At 45.3% G+C, this 25097-nt stretch carries 26 protein-coding genes; 10 read left to right on the forward strand and 16 right to left on the reverse strand.

What is annotated here, in order from left to right; translation table 11 throughout:
* Nucleotides 1-22: 22 nt before the first annotated feature.
* Nucleotides 23-622, reverse strand: a complete 600-nt coding sequence (ampD, locus tag ATB74_RS12620; protein WP_061018771.1) for a 1,6-anhydro-N-acetylmuramyl-L-alanine amidase AmpD — start codon at nt 620-622, stop codon at nt 23-25.
* Nucleotides 623-705: 83 nt separating this feature from the next.
* Between ampD and nadC the strand changes: the two genes are divergently transcribed.
* The 8 genes from nadC to yacG all read left to right on the forward strand — a co-directional run bounded on the left by nadC (nt 706) and on the right by yacG (nt 7806).
* Nucleotides 706-1596 carry a carboxylating nicotinate-nucleotide diphosphorylase gene (gene nadC / locus ATB74_RS12625; protein ID WP_061018772.1) on the forward strand — a complete coding sequence of 297 codons (891 nt, stop codon included), beginning with the start codon at nt 706-708 and terminating at the stop codon, nt 1594-1596.
* A 252-nt stretch (nt 1597-1848) separates the two neighbouring features.
* Nucleotides 1849-2277, forward strand: a complete 429-nt coding sequence (locus ATB74_RS12630; RefSeq protein WP_017106885.1) for a pilin — start codon at nt 1849-1851, stop codon at nt 2275-2277.
* The gene (gene pilB, locus ATB74_RS12635) at nt 2278-3963 is read left to right on the forward strand and encodes a type IV-A pilus assembly ATPase PilB (RefSeq protein WP_061018775.1); all 1686 of its coding nucleotides are present in this window, start codon (nt 2278-2280) and stop codon (nt 3961-3963) included. It abuts the gene before it with no gap.
* 15 nt (nt 3964-3978) lie between these two features.
* Nucleotides 3979-5208 (forward strand): type II secretion system F family protein, encoded by a 1230-nt coding sequence (locus ATB74_RS12640; RefSeq protein WP_061018777.1) that lies wholly within the window; start codon nt 3979-3981, stop codon nt 5206-5208.
* 65 nt (nt 5209-5273) lie between these two features.
* On the forward strand, nt 5274-6143 hold the full coding sequence (locus ATB74_RS12645; RefSeq protein WP_061018779.1) for a prepilin peptidase: 870 nt from the start codon (nt 5274-5276) through the stop codon (nt 6141-6143).
* A gap of 2 nt (nt 6144-6145) precedes the next feature.
* On the forward strand, nt 6146-6760 hold the full coding sequence (coaE, locus tag ATB74_RS12650) for a dephospho-CoA kinase (protein WP_060982670.1): 615 nt from the start codon (nt 6146-6148) through the stop codon (nt 6758-6760).
* 26 nt (nt 6761-6786) lie between these two features.
* A complete protein-coding gene (zapD, locus tag ATB74_RS12655) occupies nt 6787-7527 on the forward strand; it encodes a cell division protein ZapD (protein WP_017063237.1) in 741 nt (246 codons plus the stop codon).
* An 81-nt stretch (nt 7528-7608) separates the two neighbouring features.
* Nucleotides 7609-7806, forward strand: a complete 198-nt coding sequence (gene yacG, locus ATB74_RS12660) for a DNA gyrase inhibitor YacG (protein WP_010435916.1) — start codon at nt 7609-7611, stop codon at nt 7804-7806.
* On the opposite strand, the gene ATB74_RS24115 is transcribed toward yacG, so the two are convergent.
* The 6 genes from ATB74_RS24115 to ffh form a co-directional block, all read right to left on the reverse strand.
* On the reverse strand, nt 7803-7982 hold the full coding sequence (locus ATB74_RS24115) for a hypothetical protein (RefSeq protein WP_155645147.1): 180 nt from the start codon (nt 7980-7982) through the stop codon (nt 7803-7805). The two genes, yacG and ATB74_RS24115, sit on opposite strands and share 4 nt — an antisense overlap.
* 220 nt (nt 7983-8202) lie before the next feature.
* Nucleotides 8203-8556, reverse strand: a complete 354-nt coding sequence (rplS, locus tag ATB74_RS12665; protein ID WP_004735514.1) for a 50S ribosomal protein L19 — start codon at nt 8554-8556, stop codon at nt 8203-8205.
* A 59-nt stretch (nt 8557-8615) separates the two neighbouring features.
* A complete protein-coding gene (gene trmD / locus ATB74_RS12670) occupies nt 8616-9356 on the reverse strand; it encodes a tRNA (guanosine(37)-N1)-methyltransferase TrmD (RefSeq protein ID WP_019826347.1) in 741 nt (246 codons plus the stop codon).
* A 26-nt stretch (nt 9357-9382) separates the two neighbouring features.
* On the reverse strand, nt 9383-9937 hold the full coding sequence (gene rimM / locus ATB74_RS12675; RefSeq protein ID WP_017063236.1) for a ribosome maturation factor RimM: 555 nt from the start codon (nt 9935-9937) through the stop codon (nt 9383-9385).
* A 24-nt stretch (nt 9938-9961) separates the two neighbouring features.
* Entirely contained in the window at nt 9962-10210 is a 249-nt protein-coding gene (gene rpsP, locus ATB74_RS12680) for a 30S ribosomal protein S16 (RefSeq protein WP_004410028.1), read from the reverse strand.
* Nucleotides 10211-10422: 212 nt separating this feature from the next.
* Nucleotides 10423-11817 carry a signal recognition particle protein gene (ffh, locus tag ATB74_RS12685; RefSeq protein ID WP_010435884.1) on the reverse strand — a complete coding sequence of 465 codons (1395 nt, stop codon included), beginning with the start codon at nt 11815-11817 and terminating at the stop codon, nt 10423-10425.
* A gap of 200 nt (nt 11818-12017) precedes the next feature.
* On the opposite strand from ffh, the gene ATB74_RS12690 reads away from it, so the two are divergent.
* Nucleotides 12018-12812 carry a cytochrome C assembly family protein gene (locus ATB74_RS12690; protein ID WP_029223243.1) on the forward strand — a complete coding sequence of 265 codons (795 nt, stop codon included), beginning with the start codon at nt 12018-12020 and terminating at the stop codon, nt 12810-12812.
* A 127-nt stretch (nt 12813-12939) separates the two neighbouring features.
* A complete protein-coding gene (locus ATB74_RS12695; protein WP_019825852.1) occupies nt 12940-14211 on the forward strand; it encodes an HlyC/CorC family transporter in 1272 nt (423 codons plus the stop codon).
* A 103-nt stretch (nt 14212-14314) separates the two neighbouring features.
* Here the strand turns inward: ATB74_RS12695 and luxS are convergent, their stop codons facing one another.
* The 9 genes from luxS to ATB74_RS12740 form a co-directional block, all read right to left on the reverse strand.
* Entirely contained in the window at nt 14315-14833 is a 519-nt protein-coding gene (gene luxS / locus ATB74_RS12700) for an S-ribosylhomocysteine lyase (protein ID WP_061018781.1), read from the reverse strand.
* Nucleotides 14834-14857: 24 nt separating this feature from the next.
* A complete protein-coding gene (locus ATB74_RS12705; protein WP_017063230.1) occupies nt 14858-15469 on the reverse strand; it encodes a hypothetical protein in 612 nt (203 codons plus the stop codon).
* A gap of 49 nt (nt 15470-15518) precedes the next feature.
* Nucleotides 15519-17087 carry a glutamate--cysteine ligase gene (gene gshA, locus ATB74_RS12710; protein WP_060982674.1) on the reverse strand — a complete coding sequence of 523 codons (1569 nt, stop codon included), beginning with the start codon at nt 17085-17087 and terminating at the stop codon, nt 15519-15521.
* Between the two features lie 100 nt (nt 17088-17187).
* Nucleotides 17188-20046, reverse strand: a complete 2859-nt coding sequence (locus ATB74_RS12715; protein WP_061018783.1) for a M16 family metallopeptidase — start codon at nt 20044-20046, stop codon at nt 17188-17190.
* Nucleotides 20047-20055: 9 nt separating this feature from the next.
* Nucleotides 20056-20517 (reverse strand): YqaA family protein, encoded by a 462-nt coding sequence (locus tag ATB74_RS12720; protein WP_060982676.1) that lies wholly within the window; start codon nt 20515-20517, stop codon nt 20056-20058.
* Between the two features lie 6 nt (nt 20518-20523).
* Entirely contained in the window at nt 20524-21477 is a 954-nt protein-coding gene (locus tag ATB74_RS12725; protein ID WP_060982677.1) for an NADP-dependent oxidoreductase, read from the reverse strand.
* 172 nt (nt 21478-21649) lie between these two features.
* Complete coding sequence (locus ATB74_RS12730; RefSeq protein ID WP_019825842.1) at nt 21650-22780, reverse strand: sodium ion-translocating decarboxylase subunit beta; 1131 nt, start codon at nt 22778-22780, stop codon at nt 21650-21652.
* Between the two features lie 9 nt (nt 22781-22789).
* Nucleotides 22790-24574 (reverse strand): sodium-extruding oxaloacetate decarboxylase subunit alpha, encoded by a 1785-nt coding sequence (gene oadA, locus ATB74_RS12735; RefSeq protein ID WP_048612342.1) that lies wholly within the window; start codon nt 24572-24574, stop codon nt 22790-22792.
* A 31-nt stretch (nt 24575-24605) separates the two neighbouring features.
* A complete protein-coding gene (locus ATB74_RS12740) occupies nt 24606-24863 on the reverse strand; it encodes an oxaloacetate decarboxylase subunit gamma (RefSeq protein WP_004741884.1) in 258 nt (85 codons plus the stop codon).
* Between the last annotated feature and the right edge of the window lie 234 nt (nt 24864-25097).

Genomic DNA, 25097 nt, shown 5'->3' on the forward strand with positions numbered 1-25097 from the left:
AGGTCATCTTCAAGACTGAGATTTAGACCTTAAGCCTTCCTTTAAATTTCTGCCAATCGAAGACCAAACCAGGGTCGGTCTTGCGCAAAGGTGCGATGTATTGGTGCCCGGTAATGCGCTGAGGGGTGATATCAGGAAAACTTGATAACAATGATTCCGTTAATACCGTAAGAGCCTGATACTGCTGCTCGGTATAAGCGACAAAATCACTGCCCTCCAGTTCAATACCAATCGAGTAGTCGTTACACCTTTCTCTACCAGCAAAACTCGACTGACCGGCATGCCACGCTCGATCAAGGAAAGAAACAAACTGCACCACCTCACCGTTACGGCGAATCAAACAGTGTGCTGATACTCCCATTTGGTGAATCACCTTAAAAAATGGGTGTTCTGACGGGTCTAGCTTGCCTGTAAAAAACTGTTCGATGTAAGGCCCACCAAATTGACCCGGAGGCAAACTAATGTTGTGGACCACCAGCAGAGAGATATCCTCGACACTGGGTCTAACATCAAAATACGGGGAAGGAACATGCCGAGCGTTGTCGTACCATCCGTTGGAGCTGATCGTCATCTTGGTCTCACTTTCTTTTCTGCTAGCACAATAAGATGTGACCTTGCCCATAGAGCAGTCGCGCTAGCCTCTTTAATTTGAAGTTAAGCAAGAGTATCATTCCATTCCCACTCCCTTTCAAGATTAGATTTGCGATGAAAAACACACATAACAGCCACCAACGCCTTGACTACTTAAAACAGCAACTGCCTCTAGAGATCACTCGTGCAGTCGCTGAGACTATCAAAGAAGATCTAGGTGGAACGTTAGATCCAGCGGCTGATATTACGGCAAGTCTAATCCCTGCAGACGCAGTCAACAGTGCAACCATCATTACCCGTGAGCAAGGCGTGTTCTGTGGTAAAGCTTGGGCTGATGAAGTGTTTAAGCAACTGGGCGGTGAAGTGACTATCGAGTGGAACGTAGAAGATGGCGACAAGGTTGAACCAAACCAAACGCTTTGCACACTAACAGGCCCAGCACGCGCGTTATTAACGGGTGAGCGCAACGCAATGAACTTCATTCAAACACTGTCTGGTTGTGCGACGGCAACTGCTATCTACGCGGACAAAATCAAACACACAGAGTGCCGTCTGTTAGATACTCGTAAAACAATCCCAGGTCTACGTAGTGCACTAAAATACGCTGTAGCTTGTGGTGGCGGTTTCAACCACCGTATTGGTGTCTTCGACGCTTACCTAATCAAAGAAAACCACATCATCGCTTGTGGTGGCATTGAGAAAGCTATCTCTACAGCAAAAGAGCTAAACCCAGGTAAACCTGTGGAAGTAGAAACAGAAAGCCTAGAAGAGCTAGAGCAAGCGATCAGCGCTGGCGCAGACATCATCATGCTAGACAACTTCACCACAGATATGATGCGTGAAGCAGTTAAAATCAACGCTGGACGTGCAGCACTTGAAAACTCTGGTAACGTGACTCTAGATACAATTGCTGAGTTCGCAGAAACAGGCGTTGATTACATCTCGGTAGGCGCGTTAACTAAGCACCTAAAAGCCATGGATCTATCAATGAGATTTAAAGCGTAATTAACTGAATAGTAAATAGTTTCCTAAGGGCACTGTTGATAACAGTGCCTTTTTTATTGCCTTAATTATCAGTATTTCAAACCGTTATTTAAGTTGATCGCATAAATTTGCGTGCTATATGAAACACTACACCAATAAATACCAAACCACTCGCGACCGTACCTGAACACCATTCCACTTCCCCACCTCGACTTCTATTCTCTCAATCAACCAGTGCTTGCGCTGAAACAAACTAAAGAATGGAATTAGACAATGAATAACAAGAACAAAAGAACGAACCAAAAAGGCTTTACGCTGATTGAATTGATGATTGTGGTGGCGATTATTGGAGTTTTATCTGCGATTGCTGTGCCTGCATATAAAGATTATGTATCTAAAAGTGAACTAGCTTCAGGGTTCGCCACTATAAAATCGGTCTTAACCCCTGCAGAACTTTATGTGCAAGAAAATGGATCTTTATCAGGAGCTCAACCTAGCGACCTAGGGGTGTCAGCTGGCGCAAATAGTTTAGGTACTATAGGGGTAACGTCAACTTCTACAGCAACAGCTATAACATTTACTCACGTAGACGGCGCCGTAGCTGGTTCTATATTTACATACACTAGAGACTCAGGTTCAGGTTGGACGTGTGCTCTGGTTCCTGTTCCAAGTAGTCTTGATGCTCCAAAAGGCTGCTCATAGGTGATAACCAACCTCCCAACTATCCTCCGTCAGGCTGGCTTACTTAGACTGACTCAGGAACAAGCCGTTGCGGAACATGTGCAAGCTTCAGGTGTTTCGACATCTGAAGCTTTGCTCGATCTAGATTTCTTCAGCGCCGACTCCTTAGCAAACAACATAAAAAACATTTTCGGTTTGCCGTTAGTGCAGCTTGCCAATGTTGATTTTGAAGTCTTGTGCGACCAATTAGGGCTTCGCGAGCTAATCACCAAGTATCGTGCTATCCCAATTTCAGTCTCTAGCTCGACTCTCACACTCGCCTCTGCTGACCCGACGGACTTGCAAGCGGAAGATGACTTTCGATTTGCGACAGGGTTGCAGATTGAATTGGTTGTCGCCAACCACTCCGAATTAGAAGGTGCCATACGCAAGCTGTATGGCCGTTCTATTTCCGGGCAAGATTCTAAACGCAAAGAGATCACTCAAGATGAACTCGCCAATCTTGTTGAGGTCTCTGACGACGAGATAGCTTCGATTGAAGATCTCAGCCAAGACGACTCCCCTGTCAGCCGATTCATAAATCAAATACTGGTTGATGCGGTACGTAAAGGTGCATCAGATATCCACTTTGAGCCCTACGAAGAACACTACCGTGTGCGCCTGCGTTGTGATGGGATCCTTGTTGAGATCCAACAACCCGCTTCCCATTTAAGTCGCCGTTTATCCGCTCGTCTTAAAATACTCGCCAAGCTTGATATTGCCGAACGACGATTGCCTCAAGATGGACGCATAAAACTGCGCCTGAATGACGACCTAGCAATTGATATGCGGGTATCTACACTACCAACCTTATGGGGTGAAAAGATCGTATTGCGACTGCTTGACAGCAGCGCTGCCAATCTCGATATTGATAAGCTCGGTTACAGCGAAGATCAAAAAGCACTCTATCTCAATGCGCTAAAACGCCCACAAGGGATGATCTTAATGACAGGACCCACTGGCAGCGGAAAAACCGTCTCCCTTTATACTGGCCTTCGAGTGCTCAACACTACTGAACGCAACGTCTCAACGGCTGAAGACCCAGTGGAGATTAACCTCTGTGGTATTAATCAGGTACAAGTGACACCTAAGATCGGCTTTGGATTTGCTGAGGCGCTGCGATCATTTTTACGACAAGACCCTGATGTCGTAATGGTTGGAGAGATCCGCGACTTGGAAACCGCAGAGATCGCGATCAAAGCATCGCAAACTGGTCACTTAGTGCTTTCAACACTGCACACTAATTCCGCCGCAGAAACCGTCACTCGACTCGCTCATATGGGGATAGAACCCTTTAACCTAGCTTCATCACTGAGTTTGATTATCGCCCAACGACTGGCAAGACGATTGTGCAACCATTGCAAAGAAGTTGACGACTCACCGGACATATTTCTGCGTCACTCTATCCCAAATAGCCAAACCATCTACAAAGCCAACTCACAAGGATGTAATGAGTGTAATCAAGGTTACACAGGTCGAGTGGGTATCTATGAAGTTATGCCTTTTACCGACAAGCTTAAAACCAGCCTTATCAGTCAACCCAATGCGCTAGCGATTGAAGATCTCGCGCGTCGAGAAGGCATGAGAACTCTGCAAGAGTCAGGGCTAGATAAATTGCTTGAAGGCACCACCAGCTATCAAGAACTGCAACGTGTTCTGTACCTATAACCCAATGGAGCACCAATGAGTAGCAAGTCCAAACAATCACAATTAAAAAGCTATCACTGGAAAGGCATTAATAGCTCAGGTAAGAAGGTGTCCGGACAGACCTTAGCGCTCACCGAATTGGAAGTACGAGAAAAGCTCAAAGAGCAGCATATTCAGATTAAGAAAATCAAAAAGAAAAGTATTTCAGCCGTCACTCGTTTAACCCATAGAGTCAAAGCCAAAGACATCACTATTTTAACTCGGCAGCTCGCTACCATGCTGGCCACTGGTGTGCCTATCGTGCAAGCCATCAAGTTGGTCTCAGACAATCACCGCAAAGCAGAAATGAAATCGATTTTATCGCACATATGCAAAGGTGTAGAAGCCGGCACGCCAATCTCAAAAGCGATGCGAACTGCAAGTCGTCACTTTGATGATCTCTATACTGATTTGGTCGCGACAGGCGAGCTCTCCGGCAATCTCGCACAAGTGTTCGAACGCTTAGCGACCTATAGAGAAAAGAGTGAGCAATTAAAGTCCAAAGTCGTCAAAGCACTGATTTACCCTGCCATGGTAGTCACCGTTGCACTGACCGTTTCTTATTTAATGCTGACCATGGTGATTCCGGAATTTGAATCGATGTTTTCAGGCTTTGGCGCCGACTTGCCTTGGTTCACTCAACAAGTACTCTACCTTTCCCATTGGATGCAGGCTTACAGCTTTTATACTGCCGTAGGCATCGGGTTTGTTGTCCGGATTACTTACCAACTGTGTCAGCGTTCCCACTCGATCAGACTGTCTGTCAGTCGGCTAGGATTACGTTTACCTGTTCTCGGTGGCGTATTAGCCAAAGCCTCTATTGCCAAATTTAGCCGAACCTTATCAACAAGCTTTAGCTCTGGTATTCCGATTTTAATGAGCCTCAAAACCACAGCAAAAACCGCAGGCAACCTGCATTATGAATCAGCCATCATTGAAGTTCACCGAGAAACGGCTGCTGGCATGCCAATGTATATCGCAATGCGTAATACCAACGCCTTCCCCGAAATGGTGTTGCAGATGGTGATGATTGGTGAAGAGTCTGGCAATCTTGATGATATGCTCAACAAAGTCGCCTCGATTTACGAGTTTGAAGTAGACAACACTGTCGACAATTTGGGCAAAATTTTAGAGCCACTGATCATCGTGTTTTTAGGCACCATGGTTGGCGGACTTGTGGTTGCGATGTACTTACCGATCTTTAATCTTATGAGTGTGTTAGGATAGTTAAAGCAACTAAACACCCATGAGCAGCAATCTCTGCTCACCTTGATTAAGTGGTAAAGGACACTATGGAAGTATTTCACTACTATCCTTGGCTATTCCCCGTATTAGCTTTCATTTTTAGCCTTCTTATCGGCAGCTTCCTCAACGTAGTCATACACCGTTTACCGATTATGATGGAACGCGAATGGCAACAAGAGTGCTCGGAATATTTCTCTCAATATAAAATTCCAGCACCAGAGGGAAAGTTTAATCTCAGCATTCCTCGTTCAACCTGCCCGAAATGCAAAACCCAATTAAGAATCGTCGACAATATTCCAGTGTTAAGCTGGTTGTTCTTAAAAGGTAAGTGTCACAGCTGTGCCAATCCAATCAGCGCTCGCTACCCTTTGGTCGAACTGCTTACCGCAATACTTTGTACAATGGTTGCTAGCCACTTTGGTTTCAGTTACTACGCTATTGCTTTGATTTTTTTCACCTTCACACTGATTACCGCGACCTTTATCGATCTCGATACTATGTTGTTGCCGGATCAAATCACCTTGCCTTTGGTTTGGTCTGGTATCGCGTTAGCCCTATTTAATATCAGCCCTGTATCACTTCAAGACTCAGTTGTAGGGGCAATGGCTGGCTACCTGGCTCTGTGGTGTGTTTATTGGTTGTTCAAACTACTGACTGGCAAAGAAGGCATGGGTTACGGTGACTTCAAACTTCTGGCTGCGCTTGGTGCATGGCTTGGTTGGCAGCACCTACCGATGATCATCCTTTTATCTTCGCTTGTTGGCCTTGTGTTTGGTTTGATTCAACTTCGCTTGAAACAGCAAGGTATAGATAAAGCCTTTCCGTTTGGCCCCTACCTTGCGATTGCGGGTTGGGTAAGCTTGATGTGGGGTAACGACATCATGGGTTGGTATTTCACTTCTGTACTAGGAATTTAACCATGGCAATCATTATCGGATTAAGCGGTGGTATCGCCAGTGGCAAAACCACGGTCGCTAACCTGTTCAATGAACACTTTAATATTGATATTGTTGATGCTGATATCGTGGCACGTGAAGTGGTCGCGCTGGGCAGTGACGGCTTAAAACAGATTACAGAACACTTTGGTGAGTCTATCTTGCTTGACGATGGAACACTCAACCGAAGTAGGCTGCGTGAGTTGATCTTCTCTGATCCTAAAGAGAAGCAGTGGCTCAATGATCTTCTTCATCCTATGATCCGTGACAAAATTGACAGTGACCTGTCTAAAATCACATCCCCTTATGGTTTATTAGTCGCACCACTATTGGTTGAAAACCAAATGCAAGGCATGACCGATCGCGTATTAATCGTTGATGTACCAGCAGAAGTGCAAATAGAACGAACGATGAGTCGTGATAATGTTTCTAGGGAACAAGTTGCATCAATTTTAAAATCACAGGCTTCAAGAGAACAACGCTTAGCAGTTGCAGATGACGTGATTAAAAACCATACTAAAAACCAAGAACTTTTGCCTCAAATCACAGATTTACATCAAAAGTATCTGGCAATCAGTGCTGTAGATGGGTCAGAATAGAACAATGTTGAATGAAGGTTTGCTCGATGATCACCCATAAATTTGAACATCCTCTAAATGAGAAAACACGCATCTACTTAAGAGTCGAATCACTCTTGAGGCAGCTACACTTGTCTTCTACATTTTCCGATGCTCAACAGTATCAACTCTTTTTCCGTTCCATCTTTGATCTGATTGAAATCTTCGAACAGATCCAACTCAAGAGCGAACTCGCAAAAGATATTGAGAAACAACGTGTAACCTACAAAAGCTGGTTAGATGTTGAAGGTGTCGATCAAGAGATGCTGACATCACTGCTTAACGACATTGGCAATATCTATCGTGATCTGATGCAGGCAGAGCGTTTTGGCCAGTCACTTAAAGAAGACCGCTTCCTGAGTGCGATTCGCCAACGCTTTAATCTTCCAGGTGGCTCATGCTGCTTTGATTTACCGGCACTGCATTATTGGCTGCACCTTCCTCTTGATAAGAGAATGAGAGATGCTAAAGCTTGGATGGATAGCTTACAGCCTCTGTACGAAGCGCTAACACTGTGGTTGAAGCTCACCAGAGAAACGGGTCACTTTAAAGAGCAAATCGCTCGTGCTGGCTTCTTCCAGAGCGATGCCGATGAAGCGAATATCCTTCGCCTTTCTATTCCGATGCAATACGGTGCCTACCCGATGATCTCCGGTCACAAGAACCGCTTTGCTGTTAAGTTCATGAGCTTTGAAACTGGGCAAGCCTGTACTCAAGACATCGAATTTGAATTGGCTATCTGCACCTAATTAATTTCCTTTTATAGTTTGGCTTGAGTCCTCACTCGAGCCTAAACTCACTATTATTACACCTTCAAATTAAGAATCACTATGTCGAAGAAAATCACCATCGTTAAATGCCCTCAATGTAATGCTGACGTTGAATGGGGTGAACAAAGCCCGCACCGCCCGTTTTGCAGCAAGCAATGTCAGATGATTGATTTCGGTGAATGGGCAGACGAAGAGAACAGTATCGCTGGCGCACCAGATATGTCGGATAGCGATGGTTGGTCGGAAGATCCGTACTAGGCGAGTAGCGAGTAACGAGTAACGAGTAACGAGTAACGAGTAACGAGTAACGAGTAACGAGTAACGAGTAACGAGTAACGAGTAACGAGTAACGAGTAACGAGTAACGAGTAACGAGTAACGAGTAACGAGTAACGAGTAACGAGTAAATTTTGAAGGGTTGGCGTTTAACGTCAATCCTTTTTTATTGCCTATAACACGGCGCTAGTAGAGATTCCCTACTCCTTCCTTCGTCAGTCTAGGGAATGACGGTTAAATATGAGTTTCGGTTTGGTTCGTCATCCTCAAGAGTGAGGTACGAGCGAATTGGGGAGCTCTTACTTGCTAAGCTCTAAATAACAGGCACAAAAAAGCGGAGCCAAATGGCTCCGCTTTTATCGATAGAATGCAAAAAGAATTACTTCTTAGTAAGCTTCTCTTTAATACGAGCTGACTTACCAGAACGCTCACGTAGGTAGTACAACTTGGCACGACGTACTGCACCACGGCGTTTAACTTCGATGCTATCAACCATTGGAGAGTGAGTTTGGAACGCACGCTCTACGCCTTCACCGTTCGAGATCTTACGAACTGTGAATGCAGAGTGTAGACCACGGTTACGAATAGCGATTACAACGCCTTCGAAAGCCTGTAGACGCTCACGGTCACCTTCTTTTACCTTAACCTGAACTACAACAGTGTCACCTGGTGCGAATTTAGGAAGGTCTGATTTTAGTTGCTCTTCTTCAAGAGCCTTGATGATGTTGCTCATTTGTATAAATTCCTAGAATAAACTGATACTAAATTTAATAGGTTACTGCTTGCTTTTCGTTAAGAGCGTTGCTCTTTAATGAATTCAGCCAGTAATTGTTCCTGTTCGTCAGTCAGAGCTAGGTTTTCCAGGAGTTCTGGTCTTCTTAGCCAAGTTCGGCCCAACGATTGTTTTAATCGCCAGCGACGAATGTCCTTATGGTTTCCAGACTTGAGTACCGATGGCACATCTTTATCGTCTAGCACCTCAGGGCGCGTATAATGGGGACAATCTAGCAAACCATTTGCAAAAGAATCTTCTTCTGCTGAAGCGAAATCTCCAAGTACACCCGGAACAAACCGAGATACTGAATCAATCAGCGTCATGGCTGGCAGTTCGCCACCCGTCATCACAAAATCTCCAATCGACCATTCTTCGTCAACTTCAGATTGAATGATGCGCTCATCTACCCCTTCGTAGCGACCACAAATAAGAAGTAAATTCTCGTTTGTTGCCAGCTCTTCAACACCTTTCTGATCGAGTTTACGACCTTGAGGTGAAAGATAGATAACTTTCGTCTTTCCCGGTGCTGCTTGCTTGGCAGTTTTGATAGCATCGCGCAGAGGCTGAACCATCATTAACATACCAGGACCACCACCGTAAGGTCTGTCATCAACAGTGCGATGTTTATCATGAGTGAAATCACGAGGATTCCATGTCTCAATAGATAAAAGACCCTTTTTAACCGCTTGACCTGTTACTCCAAAATCAGTAACAGAACGGAACATTTCAGGAAAAAGGCTAATAATGCCAACCCACATGTGTTCTCTCGCTCTGTAATTTGGAGTTAGAATCCAGGATCCCAGTCAACTTCGATCCGGCGAGCTTCGCGATCAACTTTCTTGATCACTTGCTCTTCAAGGTACGGTACTAACCGTTCCTTTTGGCCAAAAGCATCTTTAAGATTTGCTTTGATTACTAGAACATCGTTCGAGCCAGTTTCTAATAGGTCAGTGACCTCACCAAGGTCGTAACCTTTAGTGGTAAAAACTTGCATACCGAACAATTCGCGCCAGTAGAATTCATCTTCTGACAATTCAGGTAACGAAGCAGGGTCAATAGCAATTTCAAAGTTAGTCATCAGTTGCGCGTCTTCACGAACATCTAATCCCGCTAGCTTACATACATAACCTTGGCCATGACGTTTCCAGCTCTCAACTTTGTACTCAACCCACTTACCCTTTAGGTTTAAATACCAAGGGCTGTAATCAAATATGCTTTCAGCATTGTCTGTGTAGGAGAACACTTTAAGCCAGCCACGAATACCATAGGTAGACCCAAGTTTACCCATGACAATTCTATTGTTTTGCTCGCTCATAGTTTCTTTACCCTTCATCGACATAAGCTATTTCTCTTTAAAAAAGAATTAAGCCGCTTTTTGAGCGTCTTTAACTAGCTTAGCTACACGATCAGATAGAGATGCGCCTTGACCAACCCAGTGGTTAACACGATCTAGGTCTAGACGTAGACCTTCTTCTTGACCTTGAGCTGTAGGGTTAAAGAAACCTACTTTCTCGATGAAACGGCCAGTTGCAGCGTTACGGCTATCCGCAACTACGATTTGATAAAATGGGCGCTTCTTTGCACCGTGACGTGCCAAACGAATGGTTACCATGTCGTCCTCTTTGCTTTCTTAATAAAATAATTAACCCCAAGTATAAGTAAATAGCTTGGGGTCTCGTGCCAAATTAAAGCCCCGGAATTTTACTCTTATTCCGGTGCAATGCAAGGGCTTTAGCTATTTTTTCACCAACATAGCTGCCGTACACTTTCTGTGACACGGCTAACACTATGAAAAGTAACGTAGCTAAAGCTTACATTTGTAGATTATCGACCAAACGGGTTAAAGCCACCACCCATTCCGCCCATACCTCCACCGCCGCCCATCATGCCTTGCATGTTGCGCATCATGCCTTTCATGCCACCTTTCTGCATCTTCTTCATCATCTTCTGCATTTGGGTGAACTGCTTAAGCATACGGTTTACATCTTGTACCTGTGTACCAGAACCAGCGGCAATACGCTTTTTGCGTGAACCTTTGATTAGATCAGGGCGTTGACGCTCTTTCATGGTCATAGAGTTGATGATCGCTTCCATCTGCTTGAACATCTTGTCATCAACTTTATCTTTAACGTTATCTGGTAGCTGAGACATGCCTGGAAGCTTATCCATCATGCCCATCATGCCGCCCATGTTTTGCATCTGACCTAGCTGTTCACGGAAGTCTTCAAGGTCAAAGCCTTTCTTCTCTTTGAACTTCTTAGCCAGTTTCTCTGCTTTTTCGGTATCAACGTTCTTCTGTAGGTCTTCAATAAGAGACAGTACATCGCCCATACCTAAGATACGAGAAGCAACACGATCTGGGTGGAACGGTTCTAGTGCGTCAGTCTTTTCACCAACACCCAAGAATTTAATCGGTTTGCCTGTGATATGACGAACAGAAAGAGCAGCACCACCGCGCGCATCACCATCAACTTTCGTCAAGATAACACCGGTTAGTGGTAGCGCATCGCCAAAGGCTTTTGCAGTATTTGCAGCATCTTGACCTGTCATTGCATCAACAACGAACAGTGTCTCTACTGGTTTAATTGCAGTATGAAGCTCTTTGATCTCGCCCATCATCTCTTCATCGATAGCCAAACGACCCGCAGTATCGACAAGTAGCACGTCGTAGAATTTCTTCTTCGCGTGGTCGATTGCAGCGTTTGCAATATCAAGAGGCTTTTGATCAGCTGAAGATGGGAAGAAGTCTACGCCAACATCGCTTGCTAACGTTTCAAGCTGTTTGATTGCCGCTGGACGGTAAACGTCGGCAGACACAACCAAGACTTTCTTCTTGTCACGCTCAGTTAAAAGCTTAGATAGCTTACCTACCGATGTGGTTTTACCCGCACCTTGTAGACCCGCCATTAAGATAACGGCTGGCGGCTGCGCTGCTAGGTTAAGAGCCTCGTTAGACTCACCCATCACCGCTTCAAGTTCAGCTTGAACGATCTTAATGAATTCTTGACCAGGCGTTAGAGATTTAGAAACCTCAACACCTACAGCGCCTTCTTTTACGCGCTTAACAAAATCGCGGACAACTGGCAGTGCAACGTCGGCTTCAAGTAGCGCCATACGTACTTCACGCAGCGTCTCTTTAATATTGTCTTCGGTCAGACGACCTTTACCGCTGATGTTCTTCAGCGTTTTGGATAGACGATCCGTTAAATTATCAAACATAGTTTTCTCTTCGCTCAAAACTGCGACTATTACTGTGAGTATACATTAGCGCGGATTAGAGTCATACCCGTTGTAGAGCCTTAATCATCCGTGCTTGTGATGTGAGACATTATTCACTTGGAATTGAATGAGGTTCGCCATAGCCCCAAAGAGCGATGCGAGGTATAATTCGCCAATTAGTAATCATTTAAATGGATACCATGGACAGTCTTATTGCGATCGCAGCAGCCTTTCTTTATACAATGGCGATTTCCACGATCATTCCAGGTCTCGTGCACCAAACAGGAATCCGTGTAAAAACGGTGTTTATCAGCGCATTACTTGCTCTAGCTTTCCATGCTTGGTTGCTTGGCGATTTGATTTTTAATGCTAGTGGCCAAAACCTCAGTATCTTGAACGTTGCTTCATTAATCAGCTTAATCATATCTCTGGTTATGAGCGGCGCTATGCTCAAAACTCGTTTGTGGTTTATCTTGCCCGTCGTTTATAGTTTCGCTGCACTGAACTTGATGGCTGCTACTTTTCTTCCAAGCACCTTCATCAAGCATCTAGAGAATGACCCTAAACTGCTCGTTCATATCTCTTTGGCTCTATTCTCATACGCGACACTAACTATCGGTGCTCTGTACGCTCTGCAACTCGCGTGGCTAGATCACAAACTTAAAAAGAAAAAAGCCTTAGTGATAAACCCTAACCTACCTCCTTTAATGATGGTGGAAAGACAGCTTTTCAAGATCATTCTGATTGGTAATGGCTTATTAACGGGTACTTTGTTGACTGGTCTCATCTTCGTACAAGATATGTTTGCTCAAGGGAAAGCACACAAGGCTGTGTTGTCTTTTATCGCTTGGGTTATCTACTCCATTCTTCTATGGGGTCATTATCAGAAAGGTTGGCGTGGACAGAAAGTCACTTGGTTCGCCCTAGCCGGCGCCAGCATGCTCACATTAGCCTACTTCGGTAGCCGCTTCGTTCAGGAAATCATCCTGAACTAGTCTGTAAAATAAAGGCAAGGTCTCACATACCTTGCCTTTAAAATATTGAGTGCAATACATTCAATTGACATCTCGACCATGTTCGGTCATAAATTAATCAAGATACACAAATAGGAAAAGAATAGTTTTGGACGACATATCAACGGGTATCTTATTTGCGCTACTCGCGTGTCTCATTGTAATTTCTGGTTATTTCTCTGGTTCCGAAACGGGCATGATGTCCCTGAACCGCTACCGTTTAAAGCACTTGGCCAATACGGGTCATAAAGGTGCCAAACGCGTAGAAAAACTTCTGAACCGCCCAGACAGGTTGATTGGCCTCATTCTCATCGGCAACAATCTCGTCAACATTCTTGCATCTGCGATCGCTACTATTCTTGGTATGCGCATCTACGGGGATATCGGTGTAGCTATCGCTACCGGAACCCTGACTCTCGTGATCCTCGTATTCGCCGAGGTAACACCAAAAACCATCGCTTCTCTATTTCCTGAACGTGTCTCTTACGCGAGTAGCATCCTTTTGATGATACTGATGAAGGTGTTGTCACCATTGGTGATCTTGGTCAACTTCATTACCAACGGCTTCATTCGTATCTTAGGTGTTAAAGCCAGTCACGATGCGACCGACCACTTGAGCTCAGAAGAGCTTAGAACCGTGGTAAATGAAGCAGGTAGCTTAATCCCTCAGCGTCACCAAGATATGTTGGTGTCTATTCTGGACTTGGAACACGTCACCGTGAACGACATCATGGTGCCACGTAATGAGATAACTGGTATCGACATCAATGACGACTGGAAATCTATCGTTCGTCAACTGACTCACTCGCCTCATGGTCGCGTAGTGCTGTACCGTGACCAAATAGATGAAGTAGTTGGTATGCTTAGGCTACGTGAAGCTTACCGATTGATGCTTGAAAAGAACGAATTCAATAAAGAGACCCTGTTGCGTGCAGCGGATGAGATCTACTTCATTCCTGAAGCAACACCACTCAATATTCAACTGCTTAAGTTTCAGCGCAATAAACAGCGTATCGGTTTGATTGTTGATGAGTATGGCGATATCAATGGTTTGGTTACTCTTGAAGATATTCTAGAAGAGATCGTAGGTGAGTTTACCACCTCAATCGCCCCAAGCTTATCTGAAGAGATTACTCCGCAAAGCGATGGCAGCTTCTTGATTGAAGGCAGCGCCAATATCCGAGACATCAACAAAGGCTTACAGTGGGCACTGCCTACCGATGGCCCTAGAACGCTGAATGGTTTGATACTGGAACACCTTGAAGATATTCCAGAGAGTCACCTCAGTGTTCAGGTTGCCAGCCATCCAATGGAAATTGTTGAGCTTGAAGAAAACCGCATCAAACTGGTTCGCGTGTTCCCACAGATCGTTAACGGCTAACTGAGTTATCACTGAATCTCTGTCTCGTCCTAAAATACGTTGACGAAAAAGGCCCGATTCATTGAACCGGGCCTTTTAGTATCTAACTCACCGCTAACAATGATTAGTCGATTTTAAGCTCTTGCAGCATAGACTCTGGCAGTGCCAGTTCATCATTCTTGTTTACAGAAATACCTGCAGCGATGATCGTATTAGCGATCTCTTTCGCTTCATCCAAAGAGTGCATTGCTGCGGTACCACATTGGTATTCGTTCAGCTCAGGGATCTTATTCTGGCTCTCAACTTTCAGTACGTCTTGCATTGCCGCTAACCAAGCAGCAGCCACTTGCTGCTCTGAAGGTGTACCAATCAGGCTCATGTAGAAACCTGTACGACAGCCCATAGGTGAAATATCGATGATCTCTACGTCTGAACCGTTCAGTTGAGCACGCATGAAGCCAGCGTATAGGTGCTCTAGAGTGTGGATACCTTTCTCAGATAGGATATCTTTGTTTGGTGCCGTAAAACGCAGGTCAAATACCGTAATGGTATCCCCCTTTGGAGTTTGCATTGTTTTCGCAACACGAACTGCAGGTGCGTTCATGCGTGTGTGATCAACAGTGAAACTATCTAATAAAGGCATTGCTCTTCTCCATGACGTCTGGCTTTAGAAAAACCAGCTTCGATTGTCTTCTAGTTCTTTGCGGCACTGCTTCAGCTGCCATCCATAATCTTTTGCTTGCTGTTCGACTTTGCGCGCCACCTTAATCAACGATGGCTTGCTGTTGTATGACTTGCGCTTATAACCACCACGGCCTTCATGATAAGCCAGATATTGGTTATATGGGTCCCATAGTGATATACCCAACTGACGACGCGTCTCACTGGTGTACCAACCGATGAACATCAATGCATCATCAAAGTTGGTTCTTGAACCACCGTTATTGGTCGCCTTTTGAAAATCTTCCCAAGCTGGGTCTTGAGCTTGTGCATAACCGTAGGCACTGCTTACACGCCCCCACGGTATAAAGCCAAGAATGTAATCTTTAGGTGGGCGCGCATCATGGCGATAGCTACTCTCTTGTTTTACAAAAGCCATCGCGACGTTAATCGGCGTGCCCCACTCTTCTTGCATATCCAAGGCATCTTCATACCACGAAGGGTGCTCTCGAAAGATGCTACACAAATTATCTTGTTGCTTTGGCGGTGGCGTTGCACATCCAACCAATAGGCTAGAGACAACACCAACAGTCACTACAGGTAACCATTTACTACTCATACGAGTAGGCTGACCTAATAAGGCTTGCTTCCTTTCCACCAAAGTCTCGCTATGCTTTTAAATACGAAAAATAATCCGCTAAGAAGCTATCAAAATCTTGAGTGCTTGCTTCTTCACTTTGTTGCTGAGCAGTCACAGAGCGTTGAACTTCTGCTTCCATCAACTCAGCTGAATATACTTTGTATTGGTGTGCTTTGTGCTGTTGAGCATACGTTTTACCTAACGCACAACCCACTTTACCCAAACCACCCAGTTTTTTAGTCTCTTCTAGCAACTGGCCAGAAATGGTCAGCTCTGGATTATCAATCCAAGCTTCAAGCGTATCGCAGGTTTCTTGGTATGCACGACCACCTTGCTCTGTATCCATCATCTCGGCAATAGAGCGCAGATCTTTGAAGACACGCTTCGCCCAGTCTTGCAGAGACAATCGCTCGCCATGACAACCAATTTGCAGCTCTAGACCAACCTGACGACCTTCCAAAATCACCTTGTTCCAGTTATCGCGCCAACATTCAAGTTCGCAGTTATCCATCTCAGCAGAGTCAGAAAGAACACTCCACGTTAGGAATAAATCTAAGAAGCGAACTTGCTGCTCATTAATACCAATCGAGCTGAATGGGTTTACGTCTAATGAACGAACCTCGATGTACTCAACACCAGCACGTGCTAGTGCTTCAGATGGTTTCTCACCATTTTTCGCTACACGCTTAGGACGAATTGGAGCATAAAGCTCATTCTCAATTTGCAGTACGTTGCTATTCAATTGACGGTATTCACCATCAACCTTAGTGCCAATCTCTGCGAATTCTTCTGATGGTGTACGAATCGCTTGATTCAAACCTTCAAGGTATTGGTCTAGGCTGTTGAAGCCAATCTTCAATACGCTTTGCGCACTGTTGGTGTAACCAAGATCGCTTAGGCGCAGTGCCGTTGCTTTTGGTAAGTACAGTGTCTCGCCAATCTTTTCAAAAGGCAGGTTAGTTTCTCTTCCTTTGATGAAAGAAGAACATAACGCAGGTGAAGCACCGAAGAAGTATGGGATTAACCAACCAAAGCGATAGTAGTTACGAATCAAACCAAAGTAAGCATCTGACTTCGCTTCACAACGCGCTTCTTCTGTTTGCTCTCCAAATAGGCTATCCCAAAAGCTTTCTGGGAAAGAGAAGTTGAAGTGAACACCAGAAATAATCTGCATCAGACTACCGTAACGACGCTTTAGGCCTTCACGATATAGCGTCTTCATCTTACCGTTATTAGAGGTGCCGTATTGCGCTAGCTGAATATAATCTTCACTACCAACGTAACAAGGCATAGAAAGCGGCCATAGTTTTTCGCCGTCTAACTTGGTTTGCGTGAAATGATGTATATCAGACAACTGATTCAAAAGCGTCGGAACGTCGTTAGAAACAGGCGTGATAAATTCCAGTAGCGACTCAGAGAAATCGGTCGTTACCCATTCGTTCATCAACGCAGATCCTAAAGCCTTAGGGTGCGGCCCAGTAGCAAGGTGCCCATCTTCCGTGTAGCGTAATGTTTCCCTTTCAACACCACGACCAAATTGAGAGAAGGTCTTAGGGTTGGTTGCAACTTGCTTTAGTCGCGCAGCAAAATCAGTCAAAATTCAGTTCACTTATCTTATATTGTTCTGATTAGAACTATCATAAATTAGGTTGGAGGAGAAAAGTAGAGTCTCTTCCCTCCCCCCTTTAATGTGTACTCTAACGAATGATTTCAAGCTCTTCTATTGGAATATCTAACTTTTCTAATTGTGGGCGAAGCGAAGTCGCGTCACCAACAACAATTATTTGATAATCATTCGGGTCGAACCATTTCTTCGATAGCTCGTTTAAGGTTTCTTTTGAGACCGTTTCAACTATCTGATTACGCTGTTGTAGGTAATCCTCATCAAGGCTCAATGCGACAATATTACTCAACAACCCAGCCTTTTGACTTGGCGTTTCGTATTTAAGCGCATCTTGTTGACCGACGGCGAGGCGCATAAATTTCACCTCTTCGTCAGTTAATCCACTCTGACTAAACTCATTCAACTCATTAATAAACTCTTGAATCGATGGAACCGTCGCATTCGCCCTTACCTGCGCGCTAAATACCACTGCGCCAGTTTCTCGAGTACTTGCGAAGTAACCGCTTGCACCGTAAGTGTAGGCTTTGTCTTCACGTAGATTCTGGTTGATACGGCTATTGAAGTTACCCGCTAAATTGAAGTTAGCTAGTTGACTCAAATACAGCTCACCAGTCGCATCAAATGGCAGGCCTTTACGAACCAAGCGAACAATGCTTTGCGGTGCACCCGGTTTGTCGACTAAATACAAATGTTGACCAGAAAGCTCTTTGACGATCTGGGGACGCGTTAATGGCGCCGCATCGCCTCGCCACTGTTCAAAGAATTGTAGCTGTTTCCCAACCTCTTTCTTCGAGATATCTCCCACAACAACAATATTGGCACCTTGTGGTGTGTAATGTTGTGCATAGAATTTTTTCACATCACCTAAGGTCAATTTCGATAGAGATTCCTTAGTGCCATCACTTGCGCGAGCAAAAATACTATCACCAAACAGCACTTCACGAGTTGCTTGGGAAGCCATCCAGCTTGGCTGCTGGTGCTGATAGACAACGCCTTCTAACATCTGCTTCTTAACGCGCTCGAAATCTTGCTCATCGAACTTAGGCTCGAATAGAACCTCTTGCACAATCGCCAAGGTTTGAGGCAAGTTTTTCTCTAGCGTCGAGACTGAAATATCTGTGGTGTAGCTGCCTGCACTAATGCTCACGCTACTACCAAGTTTATCTAAGGTCGCTTGTAACTCTTCAACTGTTCGTTTGGTTGAACCTTCTTCCATCATCGAAGCCGTTAGGTTCGCCAGCCCCTCTTGCCCTTTACGAACATAACGCTCACCTGCTGGAAGTTGAATTTGTAGCTGTACTGTCGGTGTTTCGTTCGTCACAGTACCAATCAAGTCCGTGCCATTTGCAAAGTGCATGCGGTACAGCTCAGGCATGGTCGCCTCAACACCAAAGTTCACTTCTGGCATCACACTGCGATCAAACGTGTTCGGTGCTTTTCTGAAATCCAGTTGGTCTTCCGTCACCTTGCTGTATTCAGGCAACGTACGTGGTGGCGTGGTAAAAGTCGCTTCACGAACCGCTAAATCGAGCTTTTTCTTAGGAACCACACTCAAGGTAACCTTGTGCTTACCTTCGATGAAATCTTGGTATGCCTTGCTTACACTTTCAGGAGTCACTGCTCGGATTTGATCGAGTTGCGATTCAATTCGATCAGGCTGACCATAGAAGGTTTGGTTAGACGCGAGTTGCGACACCTTACCTTTTACGCTTTGCAATGCAAAAACGGCATTCGCTTCTGCCATGCCAGTGATCTGGTCTAGACGCTCTTGTTCAACGCCCTCTTTCGAGAATTGCTCTAATGTATCCATCAGCTCTTTATTGAGAACCGTCAAATCGCCTTTTTCACCTGAGTTACCCATCGCATACACGTACATGGTACAAGCAAGCTCAGCACAATCATGGAAAGATCCAGCGCTAACTGCCTTCTGCGTTTTTACTAGGTTTTGATACAAGTAACTGTTGGTACCTGAACCTAATACGTTAGATAGCGCATTCAAGGAAGCCTGTGTCTCTTCTCCGCGATAGGTTGTTGGCCAGCCCACAAGTACCATCGGCTGACGAATATTGTCTTCTAAGGTGATGTACTTATCTTCTGTTAGAACAGCTGGTTGCTTCTCTGCCGCCTTCACTTCAGGACCTTGAGGGATTGGACCAAAGTACTTGTTAACCCACTCTAGCGTGTCATCAACGTCGATATCACCACCAATCGTTAACACGGCATTGTTTGGACCGTACCAACGCAGGAAAAAGGCTTTGAGGTCATTCACATCAACACGGTCGAGATCTTCAACATAGCCGATTGGTTGCCAAGAGTAAGGGTGACCTTCTGGGTAAAGCGCTTCGCCCATGCGTTCCCACATTAAGCCATAAGGACGGTTTTCGTAGCTCTGCGCTCGCTCGTTTTTAACCGTGCCTCTTTGCACCTCAAATTTCTTCTGAGAAACCGCATCCAACAAGAAACCCATTCGGTCGGATTCTAACCACAACATTTTCTCAAGTTGGTTAGATGGAACGGTTTCAAAGTAGTTGGTACGGTCACGGTTAGTGGTGCCATTTAGCGAACCACCCGCTTCGGTAATAATCTTAAAGTGCTGCTGGTCACCAACGTTCTCAGAACCTTGGAACATCATGTGCTCAAAGAAGTGAGCAAAGCCCGACTTGCCTATCTCTTCACGAGCAGAGCCTACGTGGTAAGTTACATCAACATGCACCAACGGATCGGAATCATCAGGGGAAAGAATAACTGTCAGGCCGTTTTCAAGCTGATACTTGGTGTAAGGAATCACCACTTTATCTTTAGAAGGCTTAACCTCTTCTAACAGAGTGACACCTTCAGGTAACGAAGAAAAGAAGGGCGTTGAGCTAGGTACATTGTAAGAACAGCCAGCAATGGCGATAAGAGAAAATGTACCAAGTAAAACCTTTTTCATTGGTTCTCCTTAGAAAAAACCGAAGTAGATAGCAGCAAGTAAGCTATAGCGAGCGGCTTTGCCAATCGCTATCAAAATAACGCAAGGGATGAATTTCATTCTTAGCCAACCCGCGGCCAGACACAAAGGGTCACCAATGATCGGTAACCAACTAAATAACAGTGTCCAGTAACCATAACGGCTCAGCCAAGCCATAGCCTTATGACCATGCTTTTCAGATTGAGTTCGATTAGGCAACCACAAACCAATCCAATAGTTGGTCAGGCCGCCTAAAGTATTGCCTAATGTCGCCACCAGAATGATCGATGAGGTTGAAAACTGATCTAAGCTCAATGCAGCCACAAGGCTAGCTTCTGAACCACCGGGGAGTAACGTGGCACTCAAGAAGCCACTAATGAAGAGTACCCACAGCGCCGAGTCCGAGAACCACAGCGCGATATTTTCAAAAAGGGAGTTAAAGAATTCTAGCACTGCATATCAACTTTCTTGCATTTTAAGTAGCACCTTGCCTCTGGTGTGTCCGGTTTCAACCTGCAGATGCGCCGACTGCGCCTCGTCTAACTGGTAGATACCTTGAATTTCTGTTTTGAGCAATCCGACACTGACCATGTAAAGCATTGTGTCCATTTGTTCAGGGTTTGGTTCAACTAACATACCTGATGCAGTAAAACCTAATAGTGTTGCTTTCTCACAGATAAGTTCTGCAGATAGCGTTGGCACAGTCACGACTCTCGCACCATCTTTTAGGCACTTCAATGCGTCAAGAGCGGTGTCGCCACCGACCAAATCAATCAACACATCAACATCAGAGACTCGCTCCGATGCTGGCGCAAACTTATAGTTAATCGCGTGGGCACCTAATGTCGCAAGGTAATCAAGGTTGGCTTCACTGCAAGTTGTGTATACCTCGGCTTTTGCTGCCACTGCAATTTGAACCGCAAGGTGACCAACGCCGCCCGCGCCCGCTAAGATAAGCACGCGATCGCCTTCTTTCACTTCGGCTTTATTGAGTGCTTGTGCTGCTGTTTGGCTAGCAAGTGGTAATGCCGCAGCCGCTTCTAGGGTGACAGAGTCAGGAACCATGCTTAGTGCCGCTTCTGGAACACATACATACTGACTGTAGCCGCCACCTTGCAGTGGAAAACCAATAAAGCCTGCCACATTATCACCAACCGTAAAACGTTCAGCCTGTTCGCCTTGAGTGACAATTTGCCCTGAAATATCGTAGCCAGGTACCCAAGGCAGGTTATCTTTGTTTTGTGCTGCCGCCCAACCAAGGCCAGCTCGGGTCTTGACATCAATAGGATTAATGCCTGAAAAGGAAACTTTAACCACTACTTCTCCAGCCTTAGGCTCAGGGATCGCACTGGTTTGAATACTTAGGTTTTCGACGCCGCCGAATTGAGTAATCGCAATCTGTTTATTTTCCATTTCCACATTTCCTTGATTGATAAAAGCCCTAGTGAGCAAGCACCCTAATTAATAAAAAGAAAGGGATGCGAAAGCATCCCTTTGACTATAAACCATTTAATAAGGCTAAGTTAACCGCTCATTCGTAAATTGACGACCAATTAACGTAACGATACATGACCTAAGTAATCCATTAACCGACTAGCGCTAATAGAATACCCGCCGCAACCGCACTACCAAGTACACCGGCTACGTTCGGGCCCATCGCATGCATCAACAAGAAGTTCTGAGGGTTTGCCTCAAGACCAACCTTGTTCACAACACGTGCCGCCATTGGAACCGCCGATACGCCAGCTGCGCCAATCAGTGGGTTGATGTCCTCTTTCGAGAAGCGATTCAACACCTTCGCCATCAATACACCACCTGCCGTACCGATACTGAACGCGACCGCACCTAAACCTAGAATACCCAGAGTCTCTAAGTTCAAGAACGTATCCGCTTGAAGCTTAGAACCCACACCTAGGCCAAGGAAAATAGTCACAACGTTAATCAGTTCGTTTTGAGCTGTTTTTGAAAGACGATCAACCACGCCCGCTTCACGCATTAAGTTACCCAAACAGAACATACCGACTAGAGGTGTTGCTGAAGGTAGGAACAAAATCGTCATCAGTAGTACAGCAAGCGGGAAAAGGATCTTCTCTGCTTTGCTAACATGACGAAGTTGAGCCATCTTAATCTTGCGCTCTTCAGGAGACGTTAACGCTTTCATGATTGGTGGTTGAATGATAGGAACCAAAGCCATGTAGCTATAAGCAGCTACTGCAATAGCACCTAAAAGATCAGGAGATAACTTGCTCGCCAAGAAGATCGCAGTTGGGCCGTCGGCACCACCAATGATCGCAATTGACGAAGCATCGGCCATCGAGAACTCCATTCCTGGAACGTAGTTTAGCAAGATAGCGCCAAATAGCGTTGCAAAGATACCAAACTGAGCCGCAGCCCCTAGCCACAATGTTTTAGGGTTCGCAATCAACGCACCGAAGTCCGTCATCGCACCAACCCCCATAAAGATCAGCAGTGGGAAAATACCCGTTTCAATACCGATGTAGTAAACGTAGTAAAGCAAACCGCCGGGATCAGTGAACCCAGCATTTGGAATGTTTGCTAATACAGCACCAAAACCAATAGGTAGTAGAAGTAACGGTTCAAATCCTTTACGAATTGCTAAAAACAACAGTAAGCAACCAACCAGCATCATACAGATCTGGCCGAACTCAAAGTTCGCAATTCCTGTTTCAGACCATAAGGTCATCAATCCTTCCATGGTACTCCCTTACGCTAAGCTTAGTAGTGGAGCGCCTACAGTAACTGCATCGCCTTCTTTAACATTCAATTCTTGAACGATACCACCACGAGCAGCACGAACTTCCGTTTCCATCTTCATTGCTTCTAGGATTAGCAGAACGTCGCCTTCAGCAACCTCAGCACCCGCCTGAACGTTTACTTTAAAGATGTTACCCGCCAATGGAGCTGGAACCGCTTCAGCGTCAGACGCTGCTACTGGTGCAGCCTGAGCCGCTTGAGCAGGTTTTGCAGATGGCGCCACGGATGTCAGTTCACCTTGTGGACCAACTTCAACATCGTAAACCTGGCCATCAACCTTCACGCTGTAGCTTTCAATACCACCAGAAGCTTGTACAGGAGCTGCTGCAACTGGAGCCGCAACTTCTAGCGTTGGTGCAGGTTCAAATGCTTCAGGATTACGACGGTTCTTAAGGAACTTAAGACCCACTTGTGGGAAGAGCGCGTAAGTCAGTACATCATCAACCGTATCTTCAGCTAGAGAGATACCCTCTGATTTCGCTTTCTCTAACAGATCCGTCGTTAACGTATCCATTTCAGACTTAAGTAAATCGGCAGGACGACAAGTAATCGGCTCAGCACCGTCTAAAACTTTCGCTTGCAGTTCAGCATCCACTTCAGCAGGTGCTTGACCGTATTCACCTTTCAGTAGACCAGCAGTCTCTTTGGTGATGCTCTTATAGCGCTCACCGGTTAAAACGTTAATAACTGCTTGAGTACCGACAATCTGAGACGTTGGTGTTACTAAAGGAATGTAACCAAGCTCTTTACGTACGCGTGGGATCTCTTCTAGAACTTCATCCATGCGATCGGCTGCGCCTTGCTCTTTAAGTTGGCCTTCCATGTTAGTTAACATGCCGCCAGGAACTTGAGCGATCAAGATTCGAGAATCGACACCTTTTAGCTGACCTTCCCATTTCGCGTACTTCTTACGTACATCACGGAAGTAAGCTGCGATTGGTTCGATTTGGTCTAGTTTGAGATTCGTGTCGCGCTCTGTACCTTCTAACATCGCAACAACCGTTTCGGTTGGCGTATGACCGTAAGTACAGCTCATTGAAGAGATAGCGGTATCTAGAATGTCGATCCCCGCTTCAACGGCTTTAACCGCTGTTGCGGTCGATAGACCGGTTGTCGCGTGGCTATGCAGCGCTAGAGGAACGTCACACGATGCTTTGATACGTGTAATCAGCTCTTCTGCTTCATACGGCTTTAATAAACCTGACATATCCTTGATACATAGTGAGTGACAACCTAGGTCTTCTAGACGCTTGGCCAAATCAACCCAAGTATCTGAGTTGTGAACCGGACTGGTTGTGTAAGACAAGGTACCTTGAGCGTGGCCACCAACGTCGATCGTTGCTTTCACTGCTTTTTCAAAGTTACGTACGTCATTCATCGCATCAAAAATACGGAATACGTCCATGCCGTTTTTATGGGCACGTTCAACAAATTTTTCTACTACATCATCCGCGTAGTGACGGTAGCCCAATAGGTTTTGACCACGCAGTAGCATCTGCATTGGTGTGTTTGGCATCGCTTTTTTCAGCTCACGCAAACGCTCCCATGGATCCTCGCCAAGAAAACGGATACACGAATCAAACGTCGCGCCGCCCCAAGTCTCAAGTGACCAGTAACCGACTTTATCCAGTTCTGCCGCAATTGGCAGCATATCTTCGATACGCATACGAGTAGCAAATAGTGACTGGTGCGCGTCACGAAGTACCACATCTGTGATAGCTAGTGGTTTAGACATGCTCATAAACTCCTTTTTAATCCTTTAAATGCTACTTAGCAGTAGACGCACGGTATTGATGAACCGCGGCCGAAATTGCTGCCACTACCTGTGGACTAACAGCTGAAGGGTTTGATTGTGATTTTTGAATTTTTTTAGGTGCTGCGATCGGCTCTGGTACTTCTTCTGGTACCAGTTTTGACATCAACCGAACGAGGTAAACTAGAATAGTTAGGAAAATAAAGACAACGGACATCCCCGTTATCATTAGAGTCGCCGCATCTCCTAGCAGGCTTCCAATATTAGTCATGTTGCTTCCTTTCTTCGTCATCCTGACATACGTACAGGATTTCAGCGAATAGTGATCCCGACCCATGGATTATCTCGATTGGTAAAAGTTTGTCAATTTTGTTTAAGGTTCTGTTACGGATAACGCACACATAAGGTTAATTATTCGCCTATCAGATCACATAAATCTGTCAAATACGTCATTTTTAGATATTTAAACTGTGACTTAAACGGGGCTTTTCTGGCAATTGATATG

This window comes from Vibrio splendidus, from assembly GCF_001557875.1.
GTDB lineage: Bacteria > Pseudomonadota > Gammaproteobacteria > Enterobacterales > Vibrionaceae > Vibrio > Vibrio splendidus_F.

Bases quoted from the DNA above. Each gene is read 5' to 3' on its own strand.
- ATB74_RS12630 (WP_017106885.1), top strand. From the start codon at position 1,849: ATGAATAACAAGAACAAAAGAACGAACCAAAAAGGCTTTACGCTGATT.
- ATB74_RS12740 (WP_004741884.1), bottom strand. From the start codon at position 24,863: ATGACTAATATTGGAAGCCTGCTAGGAGATGCGGCGACTCTAATGATA.
- rpsP (WP_004410028.1), bottom strand. From the start codon at position 10,210: ATGGTAACCATTCGTTTGGCACGTCACGGTGCAAAGAAGCGCCCATTT.
- ffh (WP_010435884.1), bottom strand. From the start codon at position 11,817: ATGTTTGATAATTTAACGGATCGTCTATCCAAAACGCTGAAGAACATC.
- ampD (WP_061018771.1), bottom strand. From the start codon at position 622: ATGGGCAAGGTCACATCTTATTGTGCTAGCAGAAAAGAAAGTGAGACC.
- ATB74_RS12730 (WP_019825842.1), bottom strand. From the start codon at position 22,780: ATGGAAGGATTGATGACCTTATGGTCTGAAACAGGAATTGCGAACTTT.
- coaE (WP_060982670.1), top strand. From the start codon at position 6,146: ATGGCAATCATTATCGGATTAAGCGGTGGTATCGCCAGTGGCAAAACC.
- ATB74_RS12725 (WP_060982677.1), bottom strand. From the start codon at position 21,477: ATGGAAAATAAACAGATTGCGATTACTCAATTCGGCGGCGTCGAAAAC.
- rplS (WP_004735514.1), bottom strand. From the start codon at position 8,556: ATGAGCAACATCATCAAGGCTCTTGAAGAAGAGCAACTAAAATCAGAC.
- oadA (WP_048612342.1), bottom strand. From the start codon at position 24,574: ATGTCTAAACCACTAGCTATCACAGATGTGGTACTTCGTGACGCGCAC.
- zapD (WP_017063237.1), top strand. From the start codon at position 6,787: ATGATCACCCATAAATTTGAACATCCTCTAAATGAGAAAACACGCATC.
- ATB74_RS12690 (WP_029223243.1), top strand. From the start codon at position 12,018: ATGGACAGTCTTATTGCGATCGCAGCAGCCTTTCTTTATACAATGGCG.
- ATB74_RS12715 (WP_061018783.1), bottom strand. From the start codon at position 20,046: ATGAAAAAGGTTTTACTTGGTACATTTTCTCTTATCGCCATTGCTGGC.
- rimM (WP_017063236.1), bottom strand. From the start codon at position 9,937: ATGTCGATGAAGGGTAAAGAAACTATGAGCGAGCAAAACAATAGAATT.
- luxS (WP_061018781.1), bottom strand. From the start codon at position 14,833: ATGCCTTTATTAGATAGTTTCACTGTTGATCACACACGCATGAACGCA.
- ATB74_RS12640 (WP_061018777.1), top strand. From the start codon at position 3,979: ATGAGTAGCAAGTCCAAACAATCACAATTAAAAAGCTATCACTGGAAA.
- yacG (WP_010435916.1), top strand. From the start codon at position 7,609: ATGTCGAAGAAAATCACCATCGTTAAATGCCCTCAATGTAATGCTGAC.
- trmD (WP_019826347.1), bottom strand. From the start codon at position 9,356: ATGTGGGTTGGCATTATTAGCCTTTTTCCTGAAATGTTCCGTTCTGTT.
- ATB74_RS12645 (WP_061018779.1), top strand. From the start codon at position 5,274: ATGGAAGTATTTCACTACTATCCTTGGCTATTCCCCGTATTAGCTTTC.
- nadC (WP_061018772.1), top strand. From the start codon at position 706: ATGAAAAACACACATAACAGCCACCAACGCCTTGACTACTTAAAACAG.
- ATB74_RS12705 (WP_017063230.1), bottom strand. From the start codon at position 15,469: ATGAGTAGTAAATGGTTACCTGTAGTGACTGTTGGTGTTGTCTCTAGC.